The sequence below is a fragment of the Corynebacterium curieae genome (assembly GCF_027570035.1).
Lineage (GTDB): Bacteria > Actinomycetota > Actinomycetes > Mycobacteriales > Mycobacteriaceae > Corynebacterium > Corynebacterium curieae.
Genome location: NZ_JAKMUU010000001.1, coordinates 625,852 through 650,457, shown reverse-complemented (window position 1 = coordinate 650,457; position 24,606 = coordinate 625,852). Strand labels below are relative to the sequence as shown.

The following is a 24,606-nucleotide window of genomic DNA, read 5'->3' as shown; positions in this document are numbered from 1 at the left end:
AGCGTATCTGTGATACGTGAGCGTGAAAAGGCCGAACTGAGGACCCCACGTCCTCGGTCCGGCCTTTAATCTACGCACCCACCACTATCGCTTGGTTTAAGAAAGCACTTAGCGCACCAACTTCACTCCCTGATCCTTCAAAACAGTGGCAACGCCCTGCAAATCTTCCTCGGCGAGTTCCATATGAGACGCGACGATGACGGTGGTGTGTTGCTCGCGCAGGAAATCTGCAAGGTCGTCGAGGTTGCGTGGGCCGCAGTCCTCGCAGCCGCGGGTGCGGCCAAGAGCGTTGAAGAAATCCGCGCGGGTGCGGATGTGTTCAGTAATGAGGATGCGTTGCATTATTACTCCTCCGCGTCCGGGATAGAACAGAAGCTTTCATAGTGGTCATCGGTGTAGTACCACACATCCGGGTCGGTCTCGCTGCCGCCGCCGGTGATAATGCGGCGAGCGCCGCGGTTCTTACTGCCGGGTGTTTCTACCGTGTATTCGCGGTAGTAATTCTTGTCCTGCTGCGGCAAGCGCCCTTCGTAGTTGCCAAAGCGGGCGTTGTCATTATCGGGATATTCGTAGGGGCCACCGGCCAAGATATCGTCGGCGGTGTCCTTGGCCTCGGCGGGGAGGGAAGACATCTCGCACGTATCGGCGTCGCCAAGCGCGGCCCCTCCATTGGACTCGGACGGAGAAGAAGCGGAAGAGGAATCACCATCGCCGCCGAGGTCGAAGCCGAAGTAGCCTGCCACGACGGCGAGCGCAAGACCGCCGAGGGCTACCGGGAGCGATTTCTTGGACGCGTGGGACTTGGGCATACCTTTATTGTTGCAGGTGCAGCGGTAAAAACGTAAATCAGCCCAAAGCGCTAGCAAGGCCAAAAATTCCCCCGTCACGGGGGTAGGCAAAGCCGTGCGGAATGCACCCCATTGGAGGGTAATTTCGGCCCAATCCGTGAACCCAAGGCCACGTCACCATCCTCACCCAGCTATTTGAACATTCCCACCGCGCGCGGGGTAGTCTGTACGCATGGCAAAAGGCAGAATTCCGGACAGCGACATCCAAGCTATCCGTGAACGCGCGCCTTTAGAAGAGATCGTGGGCGAGTACGTTCAGCTCAAACCCGCCGGACACGATTCGCTCAAGGGGCTTAGCCCCTTCAAGGATGAAAAGACCCCGTCCTTCCACGTGCGCCCGCAGCGCGGCTACTATCACTGCTTTTCCACCGGCAAGGGTGGCGATGTCTTTAGCTTCCTGATGGAAATGGAGCAGGTCTCCTTCCCAGAGGCGGTAGAAGCGGTAGCGCAAAAGATTGGCTACCACATTAATTACCAGGGCGGTTCCACGGGCGCGCGCAATGAGAAGCCCGGCACGCGCCAGCGCCTTATCGCCGCGAATAAGGCGGCGCACGAGTTCTACCGCCAGCAATTGGAGACCCCGCAGGCGGCCACGGCCCGCGATTTCCTGCTGGATCGCGGCTTTTCCAGGGAAGTCATTTATGACTTTGAGTGCGGCTATGCGCCGGAAGGCTGGGATACCGCCACCAAGCACCTGTTGCGCTTGGGCTTTTCCTTCGAGGAGCTGGATGCCGCCGGCATTTCCAGGATGGGCAAGCGCGGCCCCATTGACCGCTTCCACCGCCGCCTGCTGTGGCCTATCAAGGACTTATCCGGCAACGTCATTGGCTTTGGCGCACGCAAGCTTTTCGACGACGACAAGCTCGGCAAATACATGAACACCCCGGACACCATGCTCTATCACAAGTCCAAGGTGCTCTTTGGCCTCGATCTGGCCAAGCGCAATATCGCCGATAACCACCAGGCTGTGGTGGTGGAAGGCTATACGGACGTCATGGCCATGTATGCGGCCGGTGTGAAAACCGCAGTAGCATCGTGTGGCACCGCCTTTGGCGGCGAGCACCTGCAGGTGCTGCGCCGCCTCATGCTGGATGATTCCTACTTCAATGGCGAGCTCATCTATACCTTCGACGGCGATGAGGCAGGGCAGAAGGCCGCCATGCGGGCCTTCGACGGCGAGCAGAAATTCACCGGCCAGTCCTTCGTCTCCGTGGCGCCAGACGGCATGGACCCGTGCGATCTGCGCCTGCAGAAGGGCGACGCCGCCGTGCGCGAGCTCATTGCGGACCGCATCCCCATGTTCGAGTTCGTTATCCAATCCGTCATTGCGGAGTACCGCATCGACACCGCGGAGGGCCGCTTGCAGGCCCTGCGCCGCGCAGTGCCGGTGGTAGCGCAGATCCGCGATCAGCCCCTGCAGCGCGAGTACGCCCGCCGCCTTGCCGGCTGGGTGGGCTGGCCCAACCCGGAGGAGGTCCTCCAGCAGGTCCGCGCCGAGGCGCGCAAGCCCAAGAAGGCCGAAAAACCCACCATTCGTCGCTTCGACAACGCGAAGCAACAGCCGGCGCAGCAGGACGTGCCGATGATCCATCCGCCGAGCCCCAAGGAAACCCACCTGTGGCCACAGCGCGAGGCCCTCAAGCTGGCCTTGCAGATGCCGCAGGTAGCGGGCTCGTACTTCGATGGCATTACTGCCGACGCCTATACCAACGACGCCTACCGCCTCGTCCGCGAGGCCATTTCCGCCGTCGGCGGCGCCGCCCAGGGTGCGACGATGCCAGCCGTGGAATGGATCGCAGCAGTAGCCGGCGAAATGCAGGATCTCACCGGCCGCAACTTCGTCTCCGAACTTGCCGTAGAAGCAATTTTGCCTACCGACGTCGGCCCCGAAAAATACGCCGACTCCGTCCTTTCCCGCCTGCAAGAAACCGTGGTGGGCGATCAAATCGCCCAGATCAAGGCTCGTCTTGGTCGCATGCGCCCGTCCGATGATGAAGCCAGCTATAACTCGCTCTTCGCCGACCTCGTCGCCCTCGAACAGGCCCGCCGCGAACTCAATGACCGCGCCTTCCGTGGCACGCCTCCCCAAGCATAAAAATCTCCCCTCGGCGCGCAATAGAATCAGCTGCGCGCCGAGGGGAAGGGGGAGAGGCGAGACCTAAATCTACCTAGTCCTCATCGGGTTCATAAATGCGGTCCGCATTATCCACCTGCGATCCGCGCAACCGGCCTTTACCCTTGCGCTTGGCGGATAAATCACGAACCTCGCGCATGCGTGGTTCTGGGTCGAGGCGGTTAGCTACCGCCTTGCGCGCGGAGGTCACAGCGGACTTGGTCACGGGGGAGTTGACGGCCTTTTCGTATGCGCCCTTAATCTGGTGGTAGCGCTTGCGGCCAGCTTTAGTGCCAAAAACGTATCCTGCTGCGGCGCCGAAGACGAATTGGATCATTATCTAGCGTGTCCCCTTATTCCAGTGCGAGTAAAAGTTCCCCACCAGCCTACCGTGAAGGCCCGTTGCTCGCCGCTAGCCACTGTTAAGGGGTGGTCCTAGCCCCGCTTTGGACTAACTCTTTTCATGGCAGGAAATACGCGCTAGTTTAAGTGCGTGGAAATTAACAAGCGCAGGGATTCGGCGGCCTCAGCAGTGGCGCTGGCCGCGCTTTTTACTGCGAGCATCTCCGCGGAATCCGCTAGCCAGCACCCAGACGCCGCGGCTGCTCATCAAGCCCCAATATGGCCCGAAGGTTGCTAGCTATAACCCGTAAAGGTCTAATCGCCACCCCGGTAGTGTGCACGAGAGGTTAGCGTCGCGTTCACCTTCCCTTAACTTTAACTAGATAATATGCGTGGGAATTTAATGCTAGTTAAAGGTTTCTACGTTGAAATATCGGAATAATCTTCGCCCCGCAACCCGCGCGCTCGCCTTGTGCGCCGCCACCGGACTGACCGTAGCGCTGGCACCGGCTGCCAGCGCCGCCCTCCCCGTATCCGTACCCCAGCTGCGCGAGCCCGTTACCCAGCAGACTGCCGGCGCCCAACCGGTCCAGCACCCCGGTGCACCTGTTCCGGAGCCATTTAGCACGGACTATATCGCGGGCTTTGAATCCGATGTCTCCTCCTACCAATTTGGCAACTACTGGCAGGTGGTCCAGCTCTTTGATCACATTAAGGCCCAGCCAGAAATCCGCCAAGAAAATATGGACAAGGCCGTGGCCATCAATAACGCCGCAGCAGGAGACCAAGCCCTTATCCGGCGCGCGCAGTCCGATGCTAAGGCCAGTTCCACCAGTGTCCTCAACGCCGTGTCCGATTCCATGGGCAAGAACTTAGGAGATGCCTTCCGCGCCGCTTTGGCCGAGCACCGCCTGCCCAAAACCGAATACCTCCTGGGCAATGGCTACGCCGCCCGCGCGGGCGGGCTGGCCAACTCCACGATGTCGGAGAAGTACTACTTCAACTATCAGCGCCCGTACCAGCGCGCGCCGCAGGCAATTAAGCGCTTTGACGACGGCTCCAAGAATCTCTACCCCACCTCACCAGCCTTCCCCTCCGGACATACCAATCAGGCAACGTGGATTACCACGCTGATGTCCTTCATGCTGCCGGAGGTGGGCCCGCAGCTCATGCTGCGCGGCGCGGAGGCCGGCAACCACCGCGTGGTTTTAGGCGTGCATTACCCGCTGGACGTCATCGGTGGTCGCATGACTGGCCAAGCCGCCGCAGCCGATCGCTTGAACGATAAGCGCATGCGCAATGCCTTGTGGCAAGCCTCGATGGAAGTGCGCAAAGAGCTCAAATGGCGCACCGGCAAGACGGTGGAAGAATTGGTGGCCCAGGATAGGGAAGAGGGCACCGACTACCGCTCCACTCAGGATGCAGTAGCGGAATACTCGAAGTTCATGGACTATGATTTCGCGCCGCGCTACCGCACCGATGCTCCGATGGTCGTCCCACAGGCCGCCCCAGTCCTCCTTGCCGCATCCCATCCAGAACTCACCTGGGACCAGCGCGCCGAGGTGCTACGCCAGACCGCACGCCCGGCCGGCAACCCGCTGGACTGGCAGGCAGAAGGAGGCTCTTGGCAGCGCCTTGACCTGGCCCGCGCCATGGCGGCCAAGGTCACCATCGGTCAAGACGGCAGCGTGAGCGTTACTAGCTAGCGAACTCTTAGTCCTAAACGGGGGCATGGCTCCGCCGCCCATGATTCAATGAAAAAGTATTCAACTCAAGCATAGGAAGAGATTAATGACTAAGCCCAAGGTAATGACCATTTATGGCACCCGACCAGAGGCCATTAAGGTTGCCCCAGTTATTAAGGCGCTGGATGATGATGAGCGCTTTGAATCCATCCCGGTTTCTACCGGTCAGCACAAGGAGATGCTGGAGCAGGTCAACACCATGTTTGGCATTACCCCAAAGCATGACCTGGGTTTGATGAAACCAGGCCAGGGCCTCAATGAGATCGTCTCCCGCGCGATTGCGGGCTTGGATTCCATCATTGAAGAAGAACAGCCGGACGTCATTATCTCCCAGGGAGATACCTCTACCGCTATGGCAGCAGCGCTTGCAGGCTTCCACCGCGGAGTGAAGATTGTGCACCTTGAAGCGGGCCTGCGTACCGGCGATATCCACTCCCCGTTCCCGGAGGAAGCCAACCGCAAGCTCATCGGCCAAGTAGCCGAGTTGCACTTGGCGCCTACCGCGGGATCGATGGAAAACCTACGCCGCGAGAACGTGCGCTCCAAGGATATTGTGGTCACCGGCAATACCGTCATCGATGCCCTGCTGGAGGCAGCATCCTGGGACACCAAATTTGAGGACCCAGCTCTGCAGGAAGCCGCAGATTCGGACAAGCGCCTCGTTGTTGTTACCACCCACCGCCGCGAAAACCTCGAGGCTATGAAGGAAATCGGTGGCGCAGTTAAGGACTTGGCGGAAGCTTACCCAGAGATCAACTTTGCCCTGCCGTTGCACTTGAACCCGAAGGTGCGCCAGGCAGTCCTGCCGGAGGTTGAGCACCTGCCAAATATCATCATCACCGATCCACTGCCGTATGACCAGTTCACCCAGCTGCAAAACCGTGCGACCATCATTCTGACCGATTCCGGCGGAGTCCAGGAAGAGGCTCCCGCATTGGGTAAGCCAGTTCTGGTCATGCGCCAGAACACTGAGCGCCCCGAGGCCGTCGTTGCCGGCACCGTGAAGCTGGTGGGCACAAACCGGGAGCTCATTGTGGCAGAGGCTAAGCTCTTGCTTTCTGATGACGCCGCTTTCCAAGCCATGGCCAATGCCGTCAACCCTTATGGCGATGGTAAGGGCGCGCAGCGCGCCATCGCCGCCATTGCGGAGCTGACCGGAGTGGGCGAGCGCGTGGAAGATTTTCTGCCGGAAGTCGATACCTCTAAGGCGGCCCAGAACAAGGAATAGCCTGCGCGCATAGTGGATATAGCGGATATAATAACGAGCATGAAACCGCTGGATATCCGCTGTAATCACCAGGATCGAATGAAGGCCGCAGACATTCTGGGGGATGCGCTGTCGGCTGGGCAGATTGACTTCGATGAATTCGAAAATCGCTCGGCTGCGTGTGTAAACGCTACGACCCGGGGCGAGCTTCTCGAGCCCCTGGCTGACCTGGTAGAAGACCCAGAGGTACTTCTCTTTGGTGCTCAAAGCGGGTCCACCGCCATTTATTCTGGCAACCAAGAATCCAATGCCATTGCCAAAGTGCAACAGGCAATGAAACAGGTTCAGCCTTCGGCCGGCCAGTCGCGGTCCCTTGCCTTGGGAATTTTCGGTGGCTCCACGGTCAACGGTGGGGCAGTGGACCATGAGCTTACCGCCATGGGCATCTTCGGTGGCGTGGATATTGATCTAGCAGGCGTTGCCCTGCGCAACCGCACTACCACCATCAACGCCGTGGGTCTTTTCGGCGGCACCGATGTCTACATTCCGGAAGGCTTCCGCGTTCGCATGGGTGGTTTAGGGCTTTTTGGCGGTCACGACCTCAAAGTAGAGAATGGCGCCATCCACCCGAATGACCTGCCGGTGGACGCACCAGAAATCATCGTGAATTGTTTCAGCCTCTTCGGCGGCGTAGACGTGCATGTGACCAAGCGCTAGGCCGTTCCCGCACCGCTCTAGAATGGCAGCGGAATACCGAATTGCTTGGCCAGTGCCCGAATCTGCGGAAGGTGAGCGCTCATCGCGCCCGCGGCTAGGGTGATAGCACCGATAACCCCGGCGATGATGCCCCAGATTGAGGCGTTTGAGGACAAAGAACTGGAGTCTGAATCCTGCGAGTGCTTTGGCACCTCGATGCGTGCCTTGGAGTGATCCGAGGTCGCCCCCAGCGGCAGGCAGGCCTCCAGCTCGTCGATGGTATAGAATGTCGAGCCCTCAGCGATGGGCTCGCAACCGTCGTGGAAGGCGATCTCTTTCTCGTTATAGAGCATGCGCACTAGGGTGTCTCCGCGCTCGTTCTGGAAGGCATCCCACTGGATGTTCGCGCCCATGGGAGAGACCTTGTCTCCACGCCAGTCGGAGTTTTCCCAGGAATACAGCTCGTTAGCTGGCGTGCCATTCTCAGAGCCCGGAAGCTTGAGCAGTGCGGCGAGCGGGATGATGGTCTCCGCATGCCCGAAGCGGTACTCGGCCGCCACCTCGCCGCCTGCAGCACGGTCCTTGACGCCCTGGATCATGTGCTTCAACAGTGGCTCGTAGTTGTCGTATGCCACCGTTTGTCCCGCAATAGCCGGTCCCTTCTGGTAGTAGTCCTCTACGTCGAGCAGGTAGGCAAAGGTCGGTCCGCTGGCATCATCCATATACTGGTCAAATATCCAGCCCTCGGCCGGCGCCTTTGCTTCGTGTGCCAAGGCTGGAGCGATGATGTAGAGGTTGTAGAACTGCAGGGCAGCATCCACGATGCCCTCCACCGTTTTTTCGTCGTTCTCGCGCCCTACAAATTTGATTGAGCCATCCTCGAGGCCGGCGATGAAGTCTTCGGTGAAGATCTTGCTCAGTAGGCCGCGCGCCGCTTTCTGGGAGGCTGGCTTGGAATAGGCCTCATCCACCTTGGCCTCCAGAACATCTGAGTCCTTCCACTCGGAGTACTTCTCATAGGACGGCGCTTGCTTGTCCTTGTGGGCGTACATAAGGTCCGAGCGCGTCTCAATGTTGACGTGGCCGTCCTTCATGCCGTCCACAAGGTTGTCTGCAAGCGTTGGCTCTTTTTCCAGCCACGCCTGGCCAAAGTTCCACCCAGAGTCGTTGGCGCGGTCCTCGCCGGAGGAGATGTACTTAACCTTTAGGCCTTCCTTGTCGATGTTCTTCAGTAGCGTGGCGTTGCGCTGGGCATTGCGCTGGCCGATACCCTGCAGCTCCTCCCGTCCTACCACGGTCAAGTTGCCGTAGCCGGCCTCCTGACCGGTGCCTCCGGCTAGTTCCTTGTTCACGGTGATCATTGCCTCGACTTGGGGAATGAGCTTCTCACCCAATTCGGTGAGCTGATCATGCTTTTGGGCGTAAGTTAGCATCTGCTGCGCCAAGTCGTCGTACTTGAACCCGGACAGCCCGCGGGAGCCGTGACGGTCCACAGTGGATGTATAAATCTGGCGGAAGCCTTCCGGCGCTGAGGCGTAATCAGAGCCCTGCGGCTCATAATGCTGCTTGGTGGAGTAGTAGGTGGCGCCATCAGTCGCCAGCGCGGGCACTGGTTCTGTGGCAAGGGCAATGGCGGTAGCGACGGCGAGAGCACGAGTGCGCATGAAAAGTCCTTCGTGAGAGACGGTGATAAGTGACCTAACCACGGTAGAAGAAGGACTTTGCGCGGAGGTTGCGAAACCGTGAACATTAATAGGCTAATGGGGGCTTTTACGGATGCGGACGAAAGCTAGGAGCATTTCCCGCATCCCCGTCTTGTTACTTACCCCTGAATGGCCGTGCATTTCCACGACATACCGGTCTAGAAGGCCTAAACAACACATTCTGTCGTTTAGGCCTTGGATCGTGCATGAAACAACGGCTGGGTTATGTGCTACTGCAAAGGAATGGGCTGGTGCTTTAGGCTGCCTCGATAATGGCAGCTAGGCCTTGTCCACCACCGATGCACATCGTGACAAGCGCGCGCTTGCCGCCGGTGCGGTGCAGATGATGCGCGGCAGTGACCACGATTCGCGCGCCGGTGGCGCCTACGGGGTGGCCTAGCGAGATGCCGGAACCATGAGGGTTAACGCGCGGGTCCTCGGGTGAGATGTCCCATTCCTTGAGCACTGCTAGAGCTTGGGCGGCAAAGGCCTCGTTGAGCTCGATGAGGTCTAGGTCTGCAAAAGAGATATCCAACCGTTCCATAACTTTGCGAGTGGCGTCGACAGGGCCGATACCCATGCGCTCAGGGTCTACACCTGACAGCGCCCACCCCTTGAGAATAACCATCGGTTCAAGGCCGAGCTCCACTGCCTTTTCGCGGGTAGTCACCAATACGGCGGCCGCGCCGTCATTCTGCCCCGAGGCATTGCCCGCGGTGACGGTTGCATCCTCGTCTTGCTTGCCCATTACGGCGCGTAGCTTGGCCAGCTTTTCTTCGGAAGAATCGGGGCGGATGTGCTCGTCTTTATCCACAACGATGGGCTCTCCCTTGCGTTGGGGGACGGTGACGGGGACAATTTCGGCGTCGAAAAGCGCCTGCTCTTGAGCCGTAGCCGCGTTGCGGTGGGAGCGGACCGCGAGCGCATCTTGTTCGGCGCGGTCGATGGAATACTCGCGGCGTAGATTTTCTGCTGTTTCAATCATGCCGCCGGCAATGGGGTGGTTCTTTCCACCGGCAGTCTCACGGGCTTCTTGTAAGCGGTCGCGGAAAATCATATTGCCGCCCTTTGCACCCCAGCGAACATCGGCGTCAACGGTGTATTCGGTGCGGGACATAGATTCGGCACCACCGGCGATGATGACCTCGGCGGCACCGGTGGCGACATGAGCGGCGGCAGTAACGATGGCTTGCAGTCCGGAGCCACAGCGGCGGTCTAGCTGCATACCGGGGACGGTGACGGGCAAACCAGCATCCAGTGCGGCTACTCGGCCGAGAGCTGGAGCTGCGCCGTTGGGGGATCCTTGCCCCAAAATTACGTCATCGATGGCGGAAGGATCGATGCCGGATTCGTCCACGATGGTCTTGACTACCAAGCTCGCAAGTTCTTGGACGGGTACAGATTTTAACGCGCCGCCATAGCGGCCAACTGGGGTGCGCTTGGGGTGGCACAGGACTACGTCATGGGCATTCATGGTGATGTCTCCTTAAGCAAGGTTGGTGGTTGCAAGGTCATGAGAGATGGCCTCGCAGGTTTCAAGTAGTTGGGGTAAAAGCCGAGTGGTGATGTCCTCAGTGGAGTACACGGAAGTTTGGGTGGAAACGTTTATGGCGGCCACAGTGCGGCCATTGCCGTCACGGATGGGAGCGGCAATAGAACGCAGGCCCACCTCAAGTTCCTGGTCCACGATGACCCAACCCCGATTGCGGACTTCCGCTAATCGCGCGCGGAGTTCGTCCGGTGTAGTTAGCGTGTGTGAAGTGACTTGTTCGAGCTCGGTGTGAGCTAGAAACTCGTCGAGTTGAGCAGGTGGTAGGTTCGCCAACAGCACTTGGCCCATCGAAGTGGCGTGGGCTGGAAAGCGAGTACCGATGGTGATATTCGTAGCCATGATGCGGTGTGCAGCGGTACGGGCAACGTAGACCACAGTGTCGCGGTCCAGCACGCTTACGGAGCATGACTCATCGAGTTTTGTGGATAACTCCCTCAAATGGGGTTGGGCGATTTCCGGGAGTCCCAAGCTAGAAAGGTACGAATAGCCCAATTCCAAAACGCGTGGGGTAAGCCAGAATTCGGCGCCATCCGTGCGGGCGTAGCCTTCCGCTACCAAAGTGTGCAGAAATCGGCGGGCGGTGGCGCGCGCTAAGCCTGTGACCTCGGCAACTTGAGTCAAGGACTGGCGTGGGCGATCGCCATTGAATGAGTGCAATACGGCCAGTCCGCGGGCGAGTGATTGCACCGTGGGGGTATCGGTCAAGGTGTGGCCTCCAATGCAAAATCTAGAGTAAGTGTCCTAGGTCTCTGGAGTGTACCTCAAATTGTTCGCATTGTGAACCCTTGTGCAATGGGTGAACCAGACGTAGGCTGAGGCCATGTTAGAGAAAGTAATTTCATCAGTAGAGAAAGCCGTGGCGGATATCCCAGACGGTGCTTCCATTGCGGTGGGCGGATTCGGACTTGTGGGCATTCCGGCGCGTCTCATTGACGCCCTGCGTGAACTCGGTTCCGGGGACCTCACCATCATTTCCAATAACCTTGGTACGGATGACTTTGGCCTTGGGCTCTTGCTCAAAGATCACCGTATCTCTCGTTCGATCGGTTCTTACTTGGGCACTAATAAAGAATATGCCCGCCAATACCTCGAGGGTGAGCTCACAGTAGAGTTCACTCCGCAGGGCACCTTGGCGGAGCGCATGCGCGCAGGCGGCGCTGGTATCCCCGCGTTCTATACCAAAGCCGGCGTGGGCACCCCGCTAGCAGAAGGCGAAATTCCTACCCGCTATAACCGGGATGGCTCCATTGCGCAGACCTCCAAGCCTAAGGAAACTCGAGAGTTTCATGGTGAGCTCTATGTGCTGGAAGAAGCGCTGACCCCAGACTTTGCCTTCGTCCACGCGGCACGCGCTGACCGTTACGGCAACCTAGCCTTTGCCAAGACCGCGCAAAACTTCAATCCGGATGCTGCCCGTTGTGCCGCAATCACCATTGTCCAAGCTGAAGAAGTAGTAGACGCCATTCCACCGGCCGAAGTGGATGTTCCCGGCATTTACGTCGATCGCGTTGTGGAAGTGGGCAAGCAAGAAACCGGAATCGAATTTAGGACGGTGAGTAAATAATGACCTGGTCACGAGAAGAAATGGCCGCACGTGCCGCGCAAGAGCTTAATAACGGTGACTACGTCAACCTAGGCATCGGCATGCCCACTCGCATTCCCGGATTTTTGCCGGAAGGACTCGAGGTGGTATTGCACTCCGAGAACGGCATCTTAGGCGTGGGGCCGTACCCGGCCGATGATGAGGTGGATCCAGAGCTTATTAATGCCGGCAAAGAAACCATCACTGCAGCCGCAGGTGCCTCCTTTTTCTCTTCGTCCGAGTCCTTTGGCATGATTCGCTCTCGCGCTATCGATGTTGCGGTGCTGGGGGCGATGGAGGTCTCCCAATTCGGGGACCTTGCCAATTGGATGATTCCGGGCAAGATGGTCAAGGGCATGGGCGGCGCCATGGATTTGGTGCATGGAGCTAAGCGCATCGTGGTTATGATGCAGCATGTGTCCAAGCACGGTAAGTCAAAGATTCTTTCTGAATGTCAGCTACCGCTTACCGGCGCGCGCTGTGTGGACCTTATTATTACGGATCGCGCTGTATTCCGCGTAGACGAGTTAGAGGGCCTTTCTCTGGTCCAAGTCGCGGAAGGGGAGACCGAGGAATCTATCCGCGAGGTTACTGATGCCCCCTTCAAGGTAGCCCTACAGTAGTGCATACGTTTATACCCGCTTTCCGACGTCTCGGAGAGCGGGTTTCTTTATTGCTTAGTGCTGCCTGTATTCCTTTGGCTGAGTCCGTTTGAACGGCACAAAGGGCAGAAGAAGGGCTGGGTCGAAGAGGTAGGTCCTCGACCCAGCCAATGGCGGGGGATAGTCTATTTCACGTCGCGCAGGTCGACTCCCTTTGTCTCAGGCAGGATGTACATGCTGATAAGAGTGAGGACGCACAGGGCTACAACATAGAAGCCTGAGGCCCAAGCTAAATCGTGGGCGACAAACCATTGGTAAATATAGGGCGCCGTGCCGCCAAAGATGGCCACAGAGAGCGAATAGGCCAACCCGATGCTGTGGGTGCGTTGGGCTGTAGGGAAGACCTCGGACATGATCGAGGACAGCAGCGCGCCGCCGGCGGCGACGATAACCACACCTACCGTAGAGGCAATGAGCAGGGTCCACGGGCGGGAATCAATGAGCGCCATTAGTGGAATCTGGAGTATACCCATCCCAACGGCACAGATATAGATGACAGGTTTGCGTCCTATTCTGTCAGAAAGCCCACCCCAGAGCGGTAGGGCAATAAGGCCGGCGGTCTGTGCCACCACGGTGGTCCAGTAAGCGCCTTGAGTAGACATCCCTTCGTGGCTAATTGCGTAGGTCGATACGTAAGACGTCCAAGTGTAATGCGCCCCCGTCACTCCGGAGACCATACCTACCACCAAGAGGATATTGACCCATGCGGGTCGGCTGTTGGAAGAGGATGTAGGCGGCGTAGTGCGCGGCGGGCGCGCTAGGGACTCCACGGACGGCTCGGAGCTATCGATCTCTTTGAAATGATCGGACTCCTTCATGTGGCGGCGCAGATACAAAGCGACGCAGGCAGACAGTGCGCACAGGAAAAAGGGAATGCGCCAGCCCCAGGAGCCAATTTGGTCGTCGTTTAGCACAATGGAAATCAGCCCGCCTAACACGTAGGCGATGACGGAGCCGCCGAAGATGGAGACATATACCATCGAACCCCACTTGCCGCGGTGTGCGTTGGGGGCGATTTCTGGAATGTAGCTATTGGCCGCAGCGGATTCGCCACCGTGGGCAAAGCCTTGCAAGACGCGGATGATCAGCAGCCCTACGGAGGCCCAGATGCCGATTTGCTCATAGGTGGGCATGAATCCAATGAGAGCAGAGGCGACGGCCATCATGATGATGGTGATCATCAGGACGGTTTTGCGTCCGCGCTTATCGGCCACGCGTCCAAAGATGATGCCGCCGAGTGGGCGTACCAAAAAGCCGACGGCAAAAACACCGAAGGTGGCCAAAAGGGCAGAGGTGGAATCGCCTTTATTAAACATTGCAGTAGCAATGAAGGGAGCAAAGACGGCATAGGAGCTCCATTCGTACCACTCAAGGATCTGGCCAGTAAGGCTGGCGCCGAGTGACTTAACGTCGGTCTTAGATGCGGGTCCGGCGCCCGAAGCAGTTTCTGTGCTGGTTTTTGGTGGGGCAGTCGCAGTCATGGTTCCTCCTGGGGATAGGTTGGCTGGGATTGAAGAAAATATTACGCAGATCACACCAAAACGGTGAGTGGATTTAACTCACTACTCTCCGTGCGGTGGTGACTTTCGTTGCGGGATGGAAAGAAAGTCCATGTCGTCCGCCACTTTCAGGGGGTCAATTTCACCTGGATCGAACGTTCGCAGAGTGAACTTAGGTGCGCATAGTGGCCCCACATGGGGGTGTTTTGTAAAAGAATCCATGGTGGCGAGCTTGGGGAATGGCCGGAAAATGCTTTCCGAATGAAACTTCCAGCCCAAAGTTTGTACCCGCTGTTGTAGTGTGTGATGCATGACACGGACGTCCAGGGATGAGTCCTGAACCACCCGAGTCTTGCCGGAGCCACACCCTAAGGAGGGATTTATGACTGCTCTCAGTCCTGAAGAACTGAGCACAGAAGGCCTCGCAGAAATCATGGCCGCGGGCGGACGCCCAGCCGATAGCGAGCGCGAAATCAAAATCATCGATACCACCCTGCGTGATGCGCACCAGAGCATCTGGGCCACCCGCATGACCACGGACCACATCCTGTCCCTACTGGATGACATCACCAATGCGGGGTTCGAGCACGTTGACCTTGTCGCCCCCATCCAGTTCGACGTGGCCGTACGCTACCTCAAGGAAGATCCGTGGGAGCGTGTACGCCTCGTCCACGAGCACGCTGCGCCGGGTACCAAGTTCCGAGCCCTTATCCGTTCCAAGAACCTAGCCTCCTTCGATTTCCTCCCGGATGATGCCATCCTCAATTGGACCGAGCGACTCTATGCCAACGGCTTTCGCGTTATCGGTTCCTTCGACGGCCTCAATGACATCGACAACATTGACAAGGGCTTGAAGCTAGCCAAGGAGCTGGGTGCAGAAACCTTCGGTGCGCTGTCTTATTGCTTAAGCCCAGTGCACACCGATGACTTGTACAAGCAGAAGGCCGAAGAACTCCTTGAGCGCACTGACGTGGACCGCATCATGCTCAAAGATGCCGGTGGCCTGCTCACCCCGGATCGCATGAAGACCCTCATCCCCGCCATTCGCAGCTCTATCGGCGATGTCCCGCTGGAGGTTCACACACACTCCCTTACGGGCCTTTCCCCACTGACCTATCTATTCGGCGCAGAGTTAGGCGTTGACTCCATTCACACCTCCATCGCCCCACTGGCCAACGGCCCGGGACAGCCCGCCACCCAGGCGCTCGTGCGTGATCTGCGCGCGCTGGGCTATACCGTCAACGTGGATGATGAGCGCATTTCCAAGGCCAGCGATCGCATCCAAGAGATTGCAGATACCGAGGATAAGCCGGTAGGCGTCCCCCGCGCATTCGACGGCCTGCACTATATGCACCAGTTGCCGGGTGGCATGCTTACCAACTTCGAATCCCAGCTGGAAACCGCTGGCTTGGGAGATCGCTTCGAAGAGTTGCTCTATGAGGTCGCTCGCGTGCGCGAAGAGCTGGCTTATCCCATCATGATTACGCCTTTTGCCCAGTTTGTGGGCACTCAAGCCGTGATGAATGTGATGACCGGTGACCGTTACTCCGTCGTTCCGAATGAGATTAAAAAGTACGCACTCGGATATTACGGCGAGCCGCTCGCCCCACTGGATCCAGATGTGCTGGAGAAGATTCTGGCAAATGGTTCCTCCGAGATTACAGAGGAAATCCCCGAGCTCAAGCCGGTCCTGCCAGGACTTAAAGAAGCCCACCCAGATGAAGATATTGACACCTTGTTGCTGCGCGTCATGTTCGCCGGAAGCCAGGTCGATGAAATGAAGCGCTTTGTCGCTGAAGGTCGCGGCGGCGAGGGCGAGGGCGTTAAAGGCGGTGTCCTTACTTCCCTGGTCCAGCAGATCTATAACTCTTCCGATACCACCGACTTCCACCTCAAGACTTCCGATTTGGAAATCAACCTCACCAAAGGAGAAAAGTAACCATGACTGATACCACCAACCTGCAAGACCTGAAGTCCCTCCTGAAGTGGGCAAACCTGTCCGATGACATCCAAGAGCTGCAGATCAAGTACGGCGATATCGAACTCGCCATGTCCCGCACTCCAGGTGGCCTGAACCGTCCGGCCCCGGCTCCAGCTGCAGCTCAGTCTGCGGCTAGCCCAGAAGCAGCACCGGCAGCGCCAGCGCAGCAGGCGCCTGCTCAGGAAGAGACAGCGCCTGCTCCCGCTGCGAAGGAAGAAGCACCGAAGGACGAGCCTAGGGAATCGGGCGCTCCTGCCGCCGAGGGCGAGACCGTCACCGCACCGATGGTGGGTACTTTCTATGCCTCCCCGAAGCCGGGCGCGGATCCTTTCGTCAAGGTTGGCGACGAAGTCGAGGTCGGCCAGGTCCTGTGCATCGTTGAGGTCATGAAGTTGATGAACAATATCGAGTCCAAGGTCGCCGGCACCGTTAAGGAAATCCTTGTGGATAACGAAGAAGCCGTCGAACACGGCCAGCCGCTTATGGTCATCGACCCGAAGTAAACCTGTTCCCTTACACAACGATCTGGAGGAAAACATGTCAGATCTTTTAGATAGCGTCCTCATTGCCAACCGCGGTGAGATCGCCCTGCGCGTCATCCGCGCCTGTAAGGAGTTGGGGATCAAATCCATCCTAGTCTACTCCGAGGGCGATAAGGACTCTTTACCGGTCAAATTGGCGGATAAAGCAGTATGTATCGGACCTGCGAATGCGGCCAAGAGCTATAACAGCCCCGAGCTCATCGTCTCTGCCGCCATGGCCTTCAAGGCCGATGCCATCCACCCCGGTTATGGCTTCTTGTCCGAAAAGCCAGACTTTGTACGCATGGTGGAAGAAGAAAACATCGGCTTCGTTGGCCCCTCAGCCGAACACATCGGCTTGATGGGTGACAAGATTGAAGCCAAGCGCATCGCCCAAGCCGCCGGTGTGCCTACTGTCCCAGGATCCGATGGCGTGGTCACCGAAATCGATGAGGCCATGGAAGTCGCACGCAATACCGGCTTCCCACTTCTGATTAAAGCCGCCGCCGGCGGCGGCGGGCGCGGAATGCGCGTGGTGGAATCCGAGGATACGCTGGAAAAAGACCTCAATGAGATCATGAACGAGGCCGAATCCGCGTTCAATGACCCCTCGGTCTATATCGAGCGCTACCTCACCGATATCCGCCACATTGAGATCCAGGTACTTTCAGATGGCGAAAACGTCGTTGCCTTAGGCGAGCGCGACTGCACCTCCCAGCGCCGCAACCAAAAGCTCATCGAGGAAGGCCCCTCCCCAGTCCTTACAGAAGAGCTGCGCGCCGGCATGCAAGAAGCAGCCGTAAACCTGTGCAAGGAAGTGAAGTACAAAAACGCCGGCACTATCGAGTTCGTCTTCGATAATACGGAAAACAAGTATTACTTCATTGAGATGAATACCCGTATCCAGGTTGAGCACCCCGTTACCGAGATGATTACCGGCGTGGACCTCATCAAAGAGCAGCTGCGCATTGCCTCGGGGCAAAAGCTCTCCATTACGCAAGATGATATTGAGATCCGTGGTCACGCCATCGAGTGCCGCATCAACGCCGAGGATCCGAACCAGAACTTCGCCCCGCGTCCCGGCAAGATTGAGCACTACCGCGCACCGGGCGGCTTCGGCGTGCGCATGGATACCCATATTGAGACGGGCTACACTATCCCTCCGTTCTATGACTCCATGGTGGGCAAGCTCATCGTCTGGGCTGATGACCGCGATGAAGCCATCGACCGCATGTTGCGCGCCATCAATGAGCTGGAAGTAGAGGGCGTAGTCACTACCGCACCATTTCAGGCCATGCTCCTAGATAGCGACAAATTCCGCAGCGGTGAGTTCAATACCGGTTACGTAGCCAAGCTGTTGGAAGGCACCGATTCCATCCCAGCGGATGGATAGCTATCACGCCGGAAATTAGAACGCCGAGCCTGAAGTGCAGGACCCAATATCCGGGCCTGCACTTTTGGCGTTCGCGCATGGGGCAGGGGAGTGGCCTGCTTGCCGATGCCTCCTAGCCGCCTCCCCACTCCCACCCCACGCCTAGCCCCACACATGGGCTCCCATAGTGAAAGGACGAGCAATGTTGGTTATCGCCGCCATGCTGGTCGGCGCTATCGTGCCAATACAAACAGCCATTAATACTAGGTTCCGGGAAAGCATAGGCTCGCCTATTGTGGCTGGGTTCTATTCCTTTATTATCGGGCTTGCTGTCTCGGCGGTTATTGCCTTTATACTTACTGGTCATCTCATCCCGGATGTGGCCACTGCCGCGCAACAGCCATGGTGGGTGTGGCTCGGCGGTTTTATGGGAGTCTCCTTCATCGTGGGAAATATCTTACTTTTCCCGCGTATCGGCAGCGTGGAAACCGTCATATTGCCAATCCTCGGCCAAGTGACGATGGGCTTGCTATGCGATGTCACCGGGCTCTTCCATTCTCCACATGTCGCGGTGGGGCCCTTACGCATTCTTGGCGCGGCCGTGGTGTTGGCCGGTATCGCTTTGGTATTAGAAATAGGCCGCCGCAACTCCACCCATGCTACGGCCAGCGGCCTGCAACTATGGCTGTGGCGCCTTTTCGGCGTACTCATCGGTATGGGATCTGCTACTCAAACCGCAGTAAATGGTTACCTGGGCCGCGCGCTGGAAAGCCCCATGCCCGCCAGTGAGATTTCTTTAGCCGTCGGCGTACTCTTGCTCGCCGTGCTTTCTCTCATACTTCGCGCGCCGCGCCGTGCATTGCTCACCGGTATCGCGCCGGGCCCGTGGTGGATGTGGGGTGGTGGTGTCCTAGGTGCCCTCTTCGTCGTTGGCGGCGCGACGCTTTCACCCATCCTAGGCACCGGTACCACCGTGATTGGCTCGCTAGTGGGTTCCATTATCTGCGGCCAAGTAGTGGAATCACTGGGATGGGGAAACGCGCACCGCGGTCTTCCGCCGGTTCACCGCGTGGTAGGCCTTGCCCTGGTCATTATCGGCGTCGTGATGGTGCGCTCGTTGTAGGCGGCGCAGCACTGCCTTCCCGACTAACCTCGCCAACGCTCGAGCACGAGCTTGGGACTAAGTGCTCGTGAGACACAGGGCGCGAAGGCGCCCTCGTCATACATTTTGTCGTTATAGACCGAATCGCGATGGTCTGGTTCGCCTTCCACCACCTTCATAATGCAAGTGCTACAGGTTCCTTCTAGACAACGCGACATAACAGGAAGATCTGCCTCTTCTAGAACTTCAAGCACTGTCTTATCGGCTGGTATGTTGAGCTCCTCACCGCAGTATTCCACGCGGAAAGCACCATCTCCCGCGCCTGCATTCTTCTGGCCAGTCAGTGCTTCTTGGTCTGGGTGGAAATTCTCCCAGTGGAAATCTTCACGCGGCAAGTAGTCTCTCACGATGCTTTGTGCATTCGACATGAACCCTTGCGGCCCGCACACGTAAAATACGGTGCGCGCCGGAGCTTGGGCTAGAAGGTGGCGGTAAATCTCTTCTTGCCGTGTTCGTGGCTCACCAAAGATCTCAATGAGGCTATCGCCGCACGCTTCCCGCAACCTATCGCGTAAGACGGCGCGCTCTTGGCTGGTGGCAAAATAAAGCACCATAAACGGGGTGCGTTGCTGCTGGAGGTGCTGGGCCATAGAGAGCATGGGGGCGATTCCCACCCCAGCACCAACTAAAACGTAGTAGCCGGCGCCGGAAACCAGTTCAAAGTTATTATGTGCCTTTGAAACAAGGAGGTCATCGCCAGCGCGCAGCCGCAGCATCGCGGTAGAACCGCCGCGTGAGTTTTCTTCCTTCTTGACTGCGATGCCATATGTCCGTGCGGCTTGGCCTTCCGCATGGACGTCAGTGGGGGAGGAGAGATCGAAAATAGAATACTGTCGCACCAACTGCGTACCATTTGGGCCGGTGAGCGTGACGTCTACATGACACCCAGGGGAGTACTCCGGAAGCGCCGCGCCGCCCGGTAAGCGGAATTCCAGCACAGCTAAGTCTTCTGCTACTGCGGTGACAGCGCAGACCTTCGCGCGCAGTAGTCGCTTTTCTTTCTCAGTTGAATCTGCCGATCCAGATCCGTCACTTGCGTCATCACAGTGCGCAGGAAGTGTCCTGGCCGGACTGAAGGTTTCTGGAGTAGAAGCATGGCCTAACTTGTTCATAGCTGAGGTGTCCTTTCAACCATCAGGGAATCAAACGGTCGCTTCAGGCGAGCTCAAGAACGTTCATGGACTTTCACCGCGTGGCTCATAAAGCGCCTCCTGTATGTAATTACAGTCATATTAACAATTGTATGAGGTACAAATCACTAAAAATTCGCGATATCTGGTGCCCTACTCACCCTTAATGCACCCACATGGGTGGGGCATTATTCCAATTTGGACGCTTTCATCAATCGGGGTCGCGTGAATGTTTCCCGTGCTAGCTGCTCTGTTTTGTGTCTGGTGGGTGAACTTTAGTAACCCCCAGTGAAGGCTGCACCCTGAGCTGTCCTCAGTTTTCATTGCATGGGGATCTGGCCGTCTATAGGATGACTATTACCCAAGGAAGGGTGATCTACAACACACATTGTTGAACGATGTGTCATGAAACACTGTTGAGAGAAAGTGAATGAGCACTATGTCCGCTCCCACCAAGCCCCCGGAGACAGCGGCAGGCCAGCCAGAGGTCCTGCCGATGTCCGCAAACCCATATGAGGACTTCCGCTATTTTTACCGCGAGGGTATGCCGCTGCGGCCAGCGCCCAAGCGTCGTGTAGACAAGCCTGGCTGGTCCACACTCCGGCATAACCTCTTTGATAAGTGGCATACCGTCCACGATGATTGGTCCGGCTACGACACCCCGCAAACCCGTTTGCTGGATGACCATATGTGGCAAACCGATGAACAAGGCGCAGCGCTCGCGGAATCGTTTCGCCGCGATGGTGCAAAGGAATCGCGCGCCAACTTTGAGCAGGCACTAAACCATGGCATCGAGACCGTTAAGAGTCCTTCGCCAGAGCTCTTAGAGTTCTTTAAAGCGGTGGACACCATTCCTGATTGGATCGATTTGGAAGCAGCTGAGCGCGGTCGCGTTGCTTATTACAACGCCACCCCAAGTGCAGATTTTTTGACCTTCAACTTCGGTTACTGGGCTACCACCATGGAGGACCGTACTTCGGCGGCTACAGGCGAAACTGGGATGTTCGAGTTCAAGGCAATGCAGCGTGCGCTCGAGACTTCCAAATTCTTTGTGGATTTGGGTAAGCAAGACGTTTTTGACCGCTTTGGTGAGGGACGAAAGGCAGCCGTCCACGTCCGGCTGCTGCATGCACAAGCCAACCGTGGTTTGGAAAAGCTTTGGGGGCCCGAACACTATAACGAGTTTGGCCGGCCCATCGGCTCTAGTTTCTTAGTCTCTGGAGAAGGCTGGTTCGCCCTCATGCCACTAGCTATCGACGAGCTTTTTGGGCGTCCGCATTCTGGCCGCGATTGGGATGATGTGGCGCAGTATTGGGCTTACGTGCTGCATATGATGGGCGCTGAGCATCGCATCATTCCGAAAAATGGCGATGATATGCGCAAAATGACGGACTTTATTTACGCCAATGGTGGCCGCTCTTCGGCCTACCACCAACGTGTAGCCACCGCGTTGATGTCCATCGTGGAACAGATGGACCCTGACCTTCCACTGGAGATGCTCGGATCTCTAGCCACGCTAGTGGGCCCAGAAGATACCAAGTTCATGGTGGAAGGCACTCGCTGGGCAGACTTGGACTTCACTGAGGCTGCGAAGGAATTCGAAGAGAAGGCACGTGCGGAGGCGAAGGAAGCGCGTGAAGCTGATGAGCAGCCGGACGCTGAGGAATACAAAAAGCGAAAAGCTACCCAGGGGCGTCCGCCGTGGACCAACGCCTTGGAAGAGGTAGAGGAATACATCAAAAACAACGAACCAGACGTCACAGTGGCCTGGACGCTGCACGATGACTCTAAGGAAGCCAAACGCTAAGAGATTACCGATAACGGGAAACGCATAGATAAAAGGAGGAATGATGTCCGCTCCCACCAAGCCCCCGGAGACAGCAGCAGGCCAGCCAGAGATCCTGCCGATGTCCGCAAACCCATATGAGGATTTCCGCTATTTTTACCGCGAGGGTATGCCGCTGCGGCCGGCGCCCCATCGCCGTACCGCAAGCCCCAGCTGGTCCACCCTGCGCCATAACATGTTTGATGGCTGGCACACGGTGGAAGATTCTTGGGAGGGCTACGGTACGCTGCAGACCCGCCTTTTGGATGACCACATGTGGCAGACCGATGAGACTGGTGAGAAGCTCGCTCAAGCTTTCCGCCGCGATGGTGCAAAGGAATCGCGCGCCAAGTTTGAGCAGGCGCTCAACCATGGCATTGATACGGTGCAAGACCCTGCCCCAGAGCTAGTCGAGTTTTTCAAAGAAGTAGACCGCATTCCAGAGTGGTTGGACTTGGAAGCGGCAGAACGCGGGCGTGTGGCCTATTACAACGTCACGCGGACCGCGGAGGTCCTTGCCATTGCGTTTGCTTACTGGGCTACCACCCTGGAAGATCGTACTTCCGCAGCAACGGGTGAAACCGGCATGTTTGAGTTCCAAGCCATGCAACGCTTTATTGAAACAGCCCAATTCTTTGTGGACCTAGGAAAGAAGAACGTCTTCGAGCGTTTCGGGGAGGGCCGCAAGGCGGCCGTCTGCGTGCGACTGCTGCACGCGCAGGCTAACCGCGGTCTAGAAAAGATGTGGGGGCCAGAGCACTATAACGAGTTTGGTCGGCCGATTGGCTCGAGTTTCCTCGTTTCCGGTGAAGGCTGGTTCGGACTCATGCCTCTAGCCATCGACGAGTTCTTTGGTCGTCCCCACACCGGTCAGGAATGGGATGATGTGGCCCAATACTGGGGCTACATCCTCTACATGATGGGCGCGGAAGAACGCCTTATCCCCAAAACTGGCGATGAAATGCGCAAGATGACGGACTACGTTTATGGCAACGGTGGCTATTCCTCCTCCTATCACGAGCGTGTGGCTACGGCGTTGATGTCCATTTTGGAAACGCTCCACCCGCTCGTGCCGCACGTTGCTTTAGGCGCGCTGTCGACCATTTGCGGGGACAAAGATACCAAATTCATGGTGCAAGGCACGCGCTGGGAAAAGATCAACTTCAAGCCTTGGGGTATCGCATTCAAATCTGCAGCTAAGGCCGAAGCCCGAGTTGCCCGTTTGCGGGACAAACTTCCTGGTGCCCAAAAGGCCAAAATCAAACGCGCCAATAATGGCAAGCCGCCATGGTCCGCTGTTACGGAGGTCATCAAGGATTACATCGCCAAGAATGAGCCGGACACTAAGTCGGACTACACGCTGCACGATGACTCTAAAGAAGCCCGCAGCTAACCGCGCAAGCACCCCAATCACCACACAACCTACGAATAGGAGCAATCCCCATGAACGCACCAGCACCACTGACCACCGTTGAGGAATGGCCTGCCGGCCGCGGCAACCGCGAAGAATTCGTGGCCCAGTACGGCAAGGCCCGCGCCGATCGCTTCCAAGAAGCCTTCTGGGCAATGGACCCAGTAGCGGACGCATTGTTTACCAGCGGTCATACCGTCAAGGAGATCATGCCCAATCTGCGCGAGGCCCTTGCCCGCGGCACTGCGGATGAGAACACCTTTCCGGAAGTCGCTGCTCTTATTGAGGATATGACCAAGCCTCTTGATGGATTGGATGCCGAGCAGCTAGAGCGCGGCCGCCGCACCTATCTCTCCATCCCGCCGTTGAGCCATGGTCTGGCGCTAGGCCCAGGATCCCTGGTTCACACTTATGCCACTCCGGCAATTGCGGACCTGTTGGTCAACACAGGCGAGCTTACCGATGGCGCCGTAAAGCGCCTCGCCTACACCACCAACTGGACCTATTCGCTCTACCTGCCGGATGCGCTACAGCCGGGTGGTGAGGGTTTTATCCACACCGGCATGGTGCGTGCTATTCACGCTCACGTGCGCCGCGTGCATAACCGCAAGGGGCTGGACTATTCCCACTATGGCGCCCCGATTAGTGAGTTCGATATGCTGCGTACCTGGTTCGACTTCACCTACATTCCATACGCTGGCCTGCGGCGCATGGGCTGGCAGCTCACCGCCGAGGAGGAAAAGGACGCGTTCTACCTTTGGAAGATCGTCGGGCGCATGCTGGGCATTCGCACGGATCTTTTCCAAGGCGAGGATGGGGTAGAAGCGTCCCAGGAAACCATGGATGCTATTCACTCTGTCGATGGCGAGATTAATGACTCTGCCCGCAAGCTTGTCGATGCCCTCATGTCCGGCTTCGTCGTCAATGCTCAAGAACTTACCGGTCTTCCGGAAGACACTCTCGCAGATTGGACTGCAGCACACGTACGCATCATCCACGGCGATGAGGTTGCCGATGCGTGCGGCGTGGCGGATTCTGTGATGCGCCCAATTCTGGAAATGGAAGCTCCTCTCGTTCAGGAGCGTTTCGACCTGTTGCGCCACAACGAAGAAGCACTCGAAGCGGAGATTAAGAAAAACGAAGGGATGGTCCGTCAGATGCTCACCCGCGATGCCACCTACATGAAGCAAGACGATGGCGTGAAAATGAAGGACGGCTCCCTTGCTGTGGGCGCCTAATAAGCCTCCTTTCGCTA

At 57.6% G+C, this 24,606-nt stretch carries 21 protein-coding genes; 13 read left to right on the top strand and 8 right to left on the bottom strand.

Translation table 11 applies throughout. The annotated features are described in order from the left end of the window. Positions 1-108 precede the first annotated feature (108 nt). A complete protein-coding gene (locus L8V01_RS03025; protein ID WP_269945665.1) occupies positions 109-342 on the bottom strand; it encodes a barstar family protein in 234 nt (77 codons plus the stop codon). A gap of 2 nt (positions 343-344) precedes the next feature. Next, entirely contained in the window at positions 345-809 is a 465-nt protein-coding gene (locus tag L8V01_RS03020) for a guanyl-specific ribonuclease (protein WP_269945664.1), read from the bottom strand. A gap of 211 nt (positions 810-1,020) precedes the next feature. Here L8V01_RS03020 and dnaG point away from each other — a divergent pair, with 211 nt between their 5' ends. Continuing rightward, a complete protein-coding gene (gene dnaG, locus L8V01_RS03015; protein ID WP_269945663.1) occupies positions 1,021-2,943 on the top strand; it encodes a DNA primase in 1,923 nt (640 codons plus the stop codon). A 73-nt stretch (positions 2,944-3,016) separates the two neighbouring features. Here the strand turns inward: dnaG and L8V01_RS03010 are convergent, their stop codons facing one another. Next, on the bottom strand, positions 3,017-3,298 hold the full coding sequence (locus L8V01_RS03010; RefSeq protein ID WP_269945662.1) for a hypothetical protein: 282 nt from the start codon (positions 3,296-3,298) through the stop codon (positions 3,017-3,019). Between the two features lie 430 nt (positions 3,299-3,728). Here L8V01_RS03010 and L8V01_RS03005 point away from each other — a divergent pair, with 430 nt between their 5' ends. From L8V01_RS03005 to L8V01_RS02995, 3 genes are all read left to right on the top strand, one after another. Continuing rightward, a complete protein-coding gene (locus L8V01_RS03005) occupies positions 3,729-5,009 on the top strand; it encodes an acid phosphatase (protein ID WP_269945661.1) in 1,281 nt (426 codons plus the stop codon). A gap of 85 nt (positions 5,010-5,094) precedes the next feature. Continuing rightward, positions 5,095-6,276, top strand: a complete 1,182-nt coding sequence (gene wecB / locus L8V01_RS03000; RefSeq protein ID WP_269945660.1) for a non-hydrolyzing UDP-N-acetylglucosamine 2-epimerase — start codon at positions 5,095-5,097, stop codon at positions 6,274-6,276. Between the two features lie 39 nt (positions 6,277-6,315). Next, the gene (locus L8V01_RS02995) at positions 6,316-6,972 is read left to right on the top strand and encodes a DUF1707 SHOCT-like domain-containing protein (RefSeq protein WP_269945659.1); all 657 of its coding nucleotides are present in this window, start codon (positions 6,316-6,318) and stop codon (positions 6,970-6,972) included. A 17-nt stretch (positions 6,973-6,989) separates the two neighbouring features. Here the strand turns inward: L8V01_RS02995 and L8V01_RS02990 are convergent, their stop codons facing one another. The 3 genes from L8V01_RS02990 to L8V01_RS02980 all read right to left on the bottom strand — a co-directional run bounded on the left by L8V01_RS02990 (position 6,990) and on the right by L8V01_RS02980 (position 10,911). Beyond that, on the bottom strand, positions 6,990-8,615 hold the full coding sequence (locus tag L8V01_RS02990) for a histidine-type phosphatase (protein ID WP_269945658.1): 1,626 nt from the start codon (positions 8,613-8,615) through the stop codon (positions 6,990-6,992). Between the two features lie 295 nt (positions 8,616-8,910). After that, on the bottom strand, positions 8,911-10,128 hold the full coding sequence (locus L8V01_RS02985) for an acetyl-CoA C-acetyltransferase (RefSeq protein WP_269945657.1): 1,218 nt from the start codon (positions 10,126-10,128) through the stop codon (positions 8,911-8,913). 12 nt (positions 10,129-10,140) lie between these two features. Further along, the gene (locus tag L8V01_RS02980) at positions 10,141-10,911 is read right to left on the bottom strand and encodes an IclR family transcriptional regulator domain-containing protein (protein WP_269945656.1); all 771 of its coding nucleotides are present in this window, start codon (positions 10,909-10,911) and stop codon (positions 10,141-10,143) included. Between the two features lie 115 nt (positions 10,912-11,026). Here L8V01_RS02980 and L8V01_RS02975 point away from each other — a divergent pair, with 115 nt between their 5' ends. Together L8V01_RS02975 and L8V01_RS02970 are read left to right on the top strand one after the other, a co-directional pair. Then, positions 11,027-11,770: a CoA transferase subunit A gene (locus tag L8V01_RS02975; protein ID WP_269945655.1), complete on the top strand. Its 744-nt coding sequence runs from the start codon at positions 11,027-11,029 to the stop codon at positions 11,768-11,770. Then, positions 11,770-12,411 (top strand): 3-oxoacid CoA-transferase subunit B, encoded by a 642-nt coding sequence (locus L8V01_RS02970; protein ID WP_269945654.1) that lies wholly within the window; start codon positions 11,770-11,772, stop codon positions 12,409-12,411. Before L8V01_RS02975 ends, L8V01_RS02970 begins: the two co-directional genes overlap by 1 nt. A gap of 164 nt (positions 12,412-12,575) precedes the next feature. Here the strand turns inward: L8V01_RS02970 and L8V01_RS02965 are convergent, their stop codons facing one another. After that, positions 12,576-13,931: an MFS transporter gene (locus L8V01_RS02965; protein ID WP_269945653.1), complete on the bottom strand. Its 1,356-nt coding sequence runs from the start codon at positions 13,929-13,931 to the stop codon at positions 12,576-12,578. A gap of 400 nt (positions 13,932-14,331) precedes the next feature. Between L8V01_RS02965 and L8V01_RS02960 the strand changes: the two genes are divergently transcribed. The 4 genes from L8V01_RS02960 (at position 14,332) to L8V01_RS02945 (ending at position 18,946) form a co-directional block, all read left to right on the top strand. Further along, positions 14,332-15,888 (top strand): pyruvate carboxylase, encoded by a 1,557-nt coding sequence (locus L8V01_RS02960; RefSeq protein WP_269945652.1) that lies wholly within the window; start codon positions 14,332-14,334, stop codon positions 15,886-15,888. A 2-nt stretch (positions 15,889-15,890) separates the two neighbouring features. Beyond that, positions 15,891-16,433: an acetyl-CoA carboxylase biotin carboxyl carrier protein gene (gene accB, locus L8V01_RS02955; protein WP_269945651.1), complete on the top strand. Its 543-nt coding sequence runs from the start codon at positions 15,891-15,893 to the stop codon at positions 16,431-16,433. Positions 16,434-16,467: 34 nt separating this feature from the next. Then, a complete protein-coding gene (gene accC, locus L8V01_RS02950; protein ID WP_269945650.1) occupies positions 16,468-17,844 on the top strand; it encodes an acetyl-CoA carboxylase biotin carboxylase subunit in 1,377 nt (458 codons plus the stop codon). Positions 17,845-18,025: 181 nt separating this feature from the next. After that, positions 18,026-18,946, top strand: a complete 921-nt coding sequence (locus L8V01_RS02945; protein WP_269945649.1) for a DMT family transporter — start codon at positions 18,026-18,028, stop codon at positions 18,944-18,946. A 23-nt stretch (positions 18,947-18,969) separates the two neighbouring features. Here the strand turns inward: L8V01_RS02945 and L8V01_RS02940 are convergent, their stop codons facing one another. Then, positions 18,970-20,097 carry a PDR/VanB family oxidoreductase gene (locus L8V01_RS02940; protein ID WP_269945648.1) on the bottom strand — a complete coding sequence of 376 codons (1,128 nt, stop codon included), beginning with the start codon at positions 20,095-20,097 and terminating at the stop codon, positions 18,970-18,972. Between the two features lie 457 nt (positions 20,098-20,554). Here L8V01_RS02940 and L8V01_RS02935 point away from each other — a divergent pair, with 457 nt between their 5' ends. Genes L8V01_RS02935 through L8V01_RS02925 form a run of 3 tightly spaced genes read left to right on the top strand, consistent with a single transcriptional unit; the run spans position 20,555 to position 24,589 of the window. Next, positions 20,555-21,922: an oxygenase MpaB family protein gene (locus L8V01_RS02935; RefSeq protein ID WP_269945647.1), complete on the top strand. Its 1,368-nt coding sequence runs from the start codon at positions 20,555-20,557 to the stop codon at positions 21,920-21,922. A 43-nt stretch (positions 21,923-21,965) separates the two neighbouring features. Continuing rightward, positions 21,966-23,333, top strand: a complete 1,368-nt coding sequence (locus L8V01_RS02930) for an oxygenase MpaB family protein (RefSeq protein WP_269945646.1) — start codon at positions 21,966-21,968, stop codon at positions 23,331-23,333. A 50-nt stretch (positions 23,334-23,383) separates the two neighbouring features. Continuing rightward, positions 23,384-24,589, top strand: a complete 1,206-nt coding sequence (locus tag L8V01_RS02925; protein WP_269945645.1) for an oxygenase MpaB family protein — start codon at positions 23,384-23,386, stop codon at positions 24,587-24,589. The last annotated feature ends 17 nt before the right edge of the window (positions 24,590-24,606 follow it).

Coding starts and splice junctions, on each gene's coding strand:
- L8V01_RS02935 (WP_269945647.1), top strand. CDS start 20,555: ATGTCCGCTCCCACCAAGCCCCCGGAGACAGCGGCAGGCCAGCCAGAG.
- L8V01_RS02965 (WP_269945653.1), bottom strand. CDS start 13,931: ATGACTGCGACTGCCCCACCAAAAACCAGCACAGAAACTGCTTCGGGC.
- accB (WP_269945651.1), top strand. CDS start 15,891: ATGACTGATACCACCAACCTGCAAGACCTGAAGTCCCTCCTGAAGTGG.
- L8V01_RS03010 (WP_269945662.1), bottom strand. CDS start 3,298: ATGATCCAATTCGTCTTCGGCGCCGCAGCAGGATACGTTTTTGGCACT.
- L8V01_RS03025 (WP_269945665.1), bottom strand. CDS start 342: ATGCAACGCATCCTCATTACTGAACACATCCGCACCCGCGCGGATTTC.
- dnaG (WP_269945663.1), top strand. CDS start 1,021: ATGGCAAAAGGCAGAATTCCGGACAGCGACATCCAAGCTATCCGTGAA.
- L8V01_RS02985 (WP_269945657.1), bottom strand. CDS start 10,128: ATGAATGCCCATGACGTAGTCCTGTGCCACCCCAAGCGCACCCCAGTT.
- L8V01_RS02990 (WP_269945658.1), bottom strand. CDS start 8,615: ATGCGCACTCGTGCTCTCGCCGTCGCTACCGCCATTGCCCTTGCCACA.
- L8V01_RS02970 (WP_269945654.1), top strand. CDS start 11,770: ATGACCTGGTCACGAGAAGAAATGGCCGCACGTGCCGCGCAAGAGCTT.
- L8V01_RS02995 (WP_269945659.1), top strand. CDS start 6,316: ATGAAACCGCTGGATATCCGCTGTAATCACCAGGATCGAATGAAGGCC.
- L8V01_RS02925 (WP_269945645.1), top strand. CDS start 23,384: ATGAACGCACCAGCACCACTGACCACCGTTGAGGAATGGCCTGCCGGC.
- wecB (WP_269945660.1), top strand. CDS start 5,095: ATGACTAAGCCCAAGGTAATGACCATTTATGGCACCCGACCAGAGGCC.
- L8V01_RS02930 (WP_269945646.1), top strand. CDS start 21,966: ATGTCCGCTCCCACCAAGCCCCCGGAGACAGCAGCAGGCCAGCCAGAG.
- L8V01_RS02975 (WP_269945655.1), top strand. CDS start 11,027: ATGTTAGAGAAAGTAATTTCATCAGTAGAGAAAGCCGTGGCGGATATC.
- accC (WP_269945650.1), top strand. CDS start 16,468: ATGTCAGATCTTTTAGATAGCGTCCTCATTGCCAACCGCGGTGAGATC.
- L8V01_RS03020 (WP_269945664.1), bottom strand. CDS start 809: ATGCCCAAGTCCCACGCGTCCAAGAAATCGCTCCCGGTAGCCCTCGGC.
- L8V01_RS02960 (WP_269945652.1), top strand. CDS start 14,332: ATGACTGCTCTCAGTCCTGAAGAACTGAGCACAGAAGGCCTCGCAGAA.
- L8V01_RS02945 (WP_269945649.1), top strand. CDS start 18,026: ATGTTGGTTATCGCCGCCATGCTGGTCGGCGCTATCGTGCCAATACAA.
- L8V01_RS02940 (WP_269945648.1), bottom strand. CDS start 20,097: ATGAACAAGTTAGGCCATGCTTCTACTCCAGAAACCTTCAGTCCGGCC.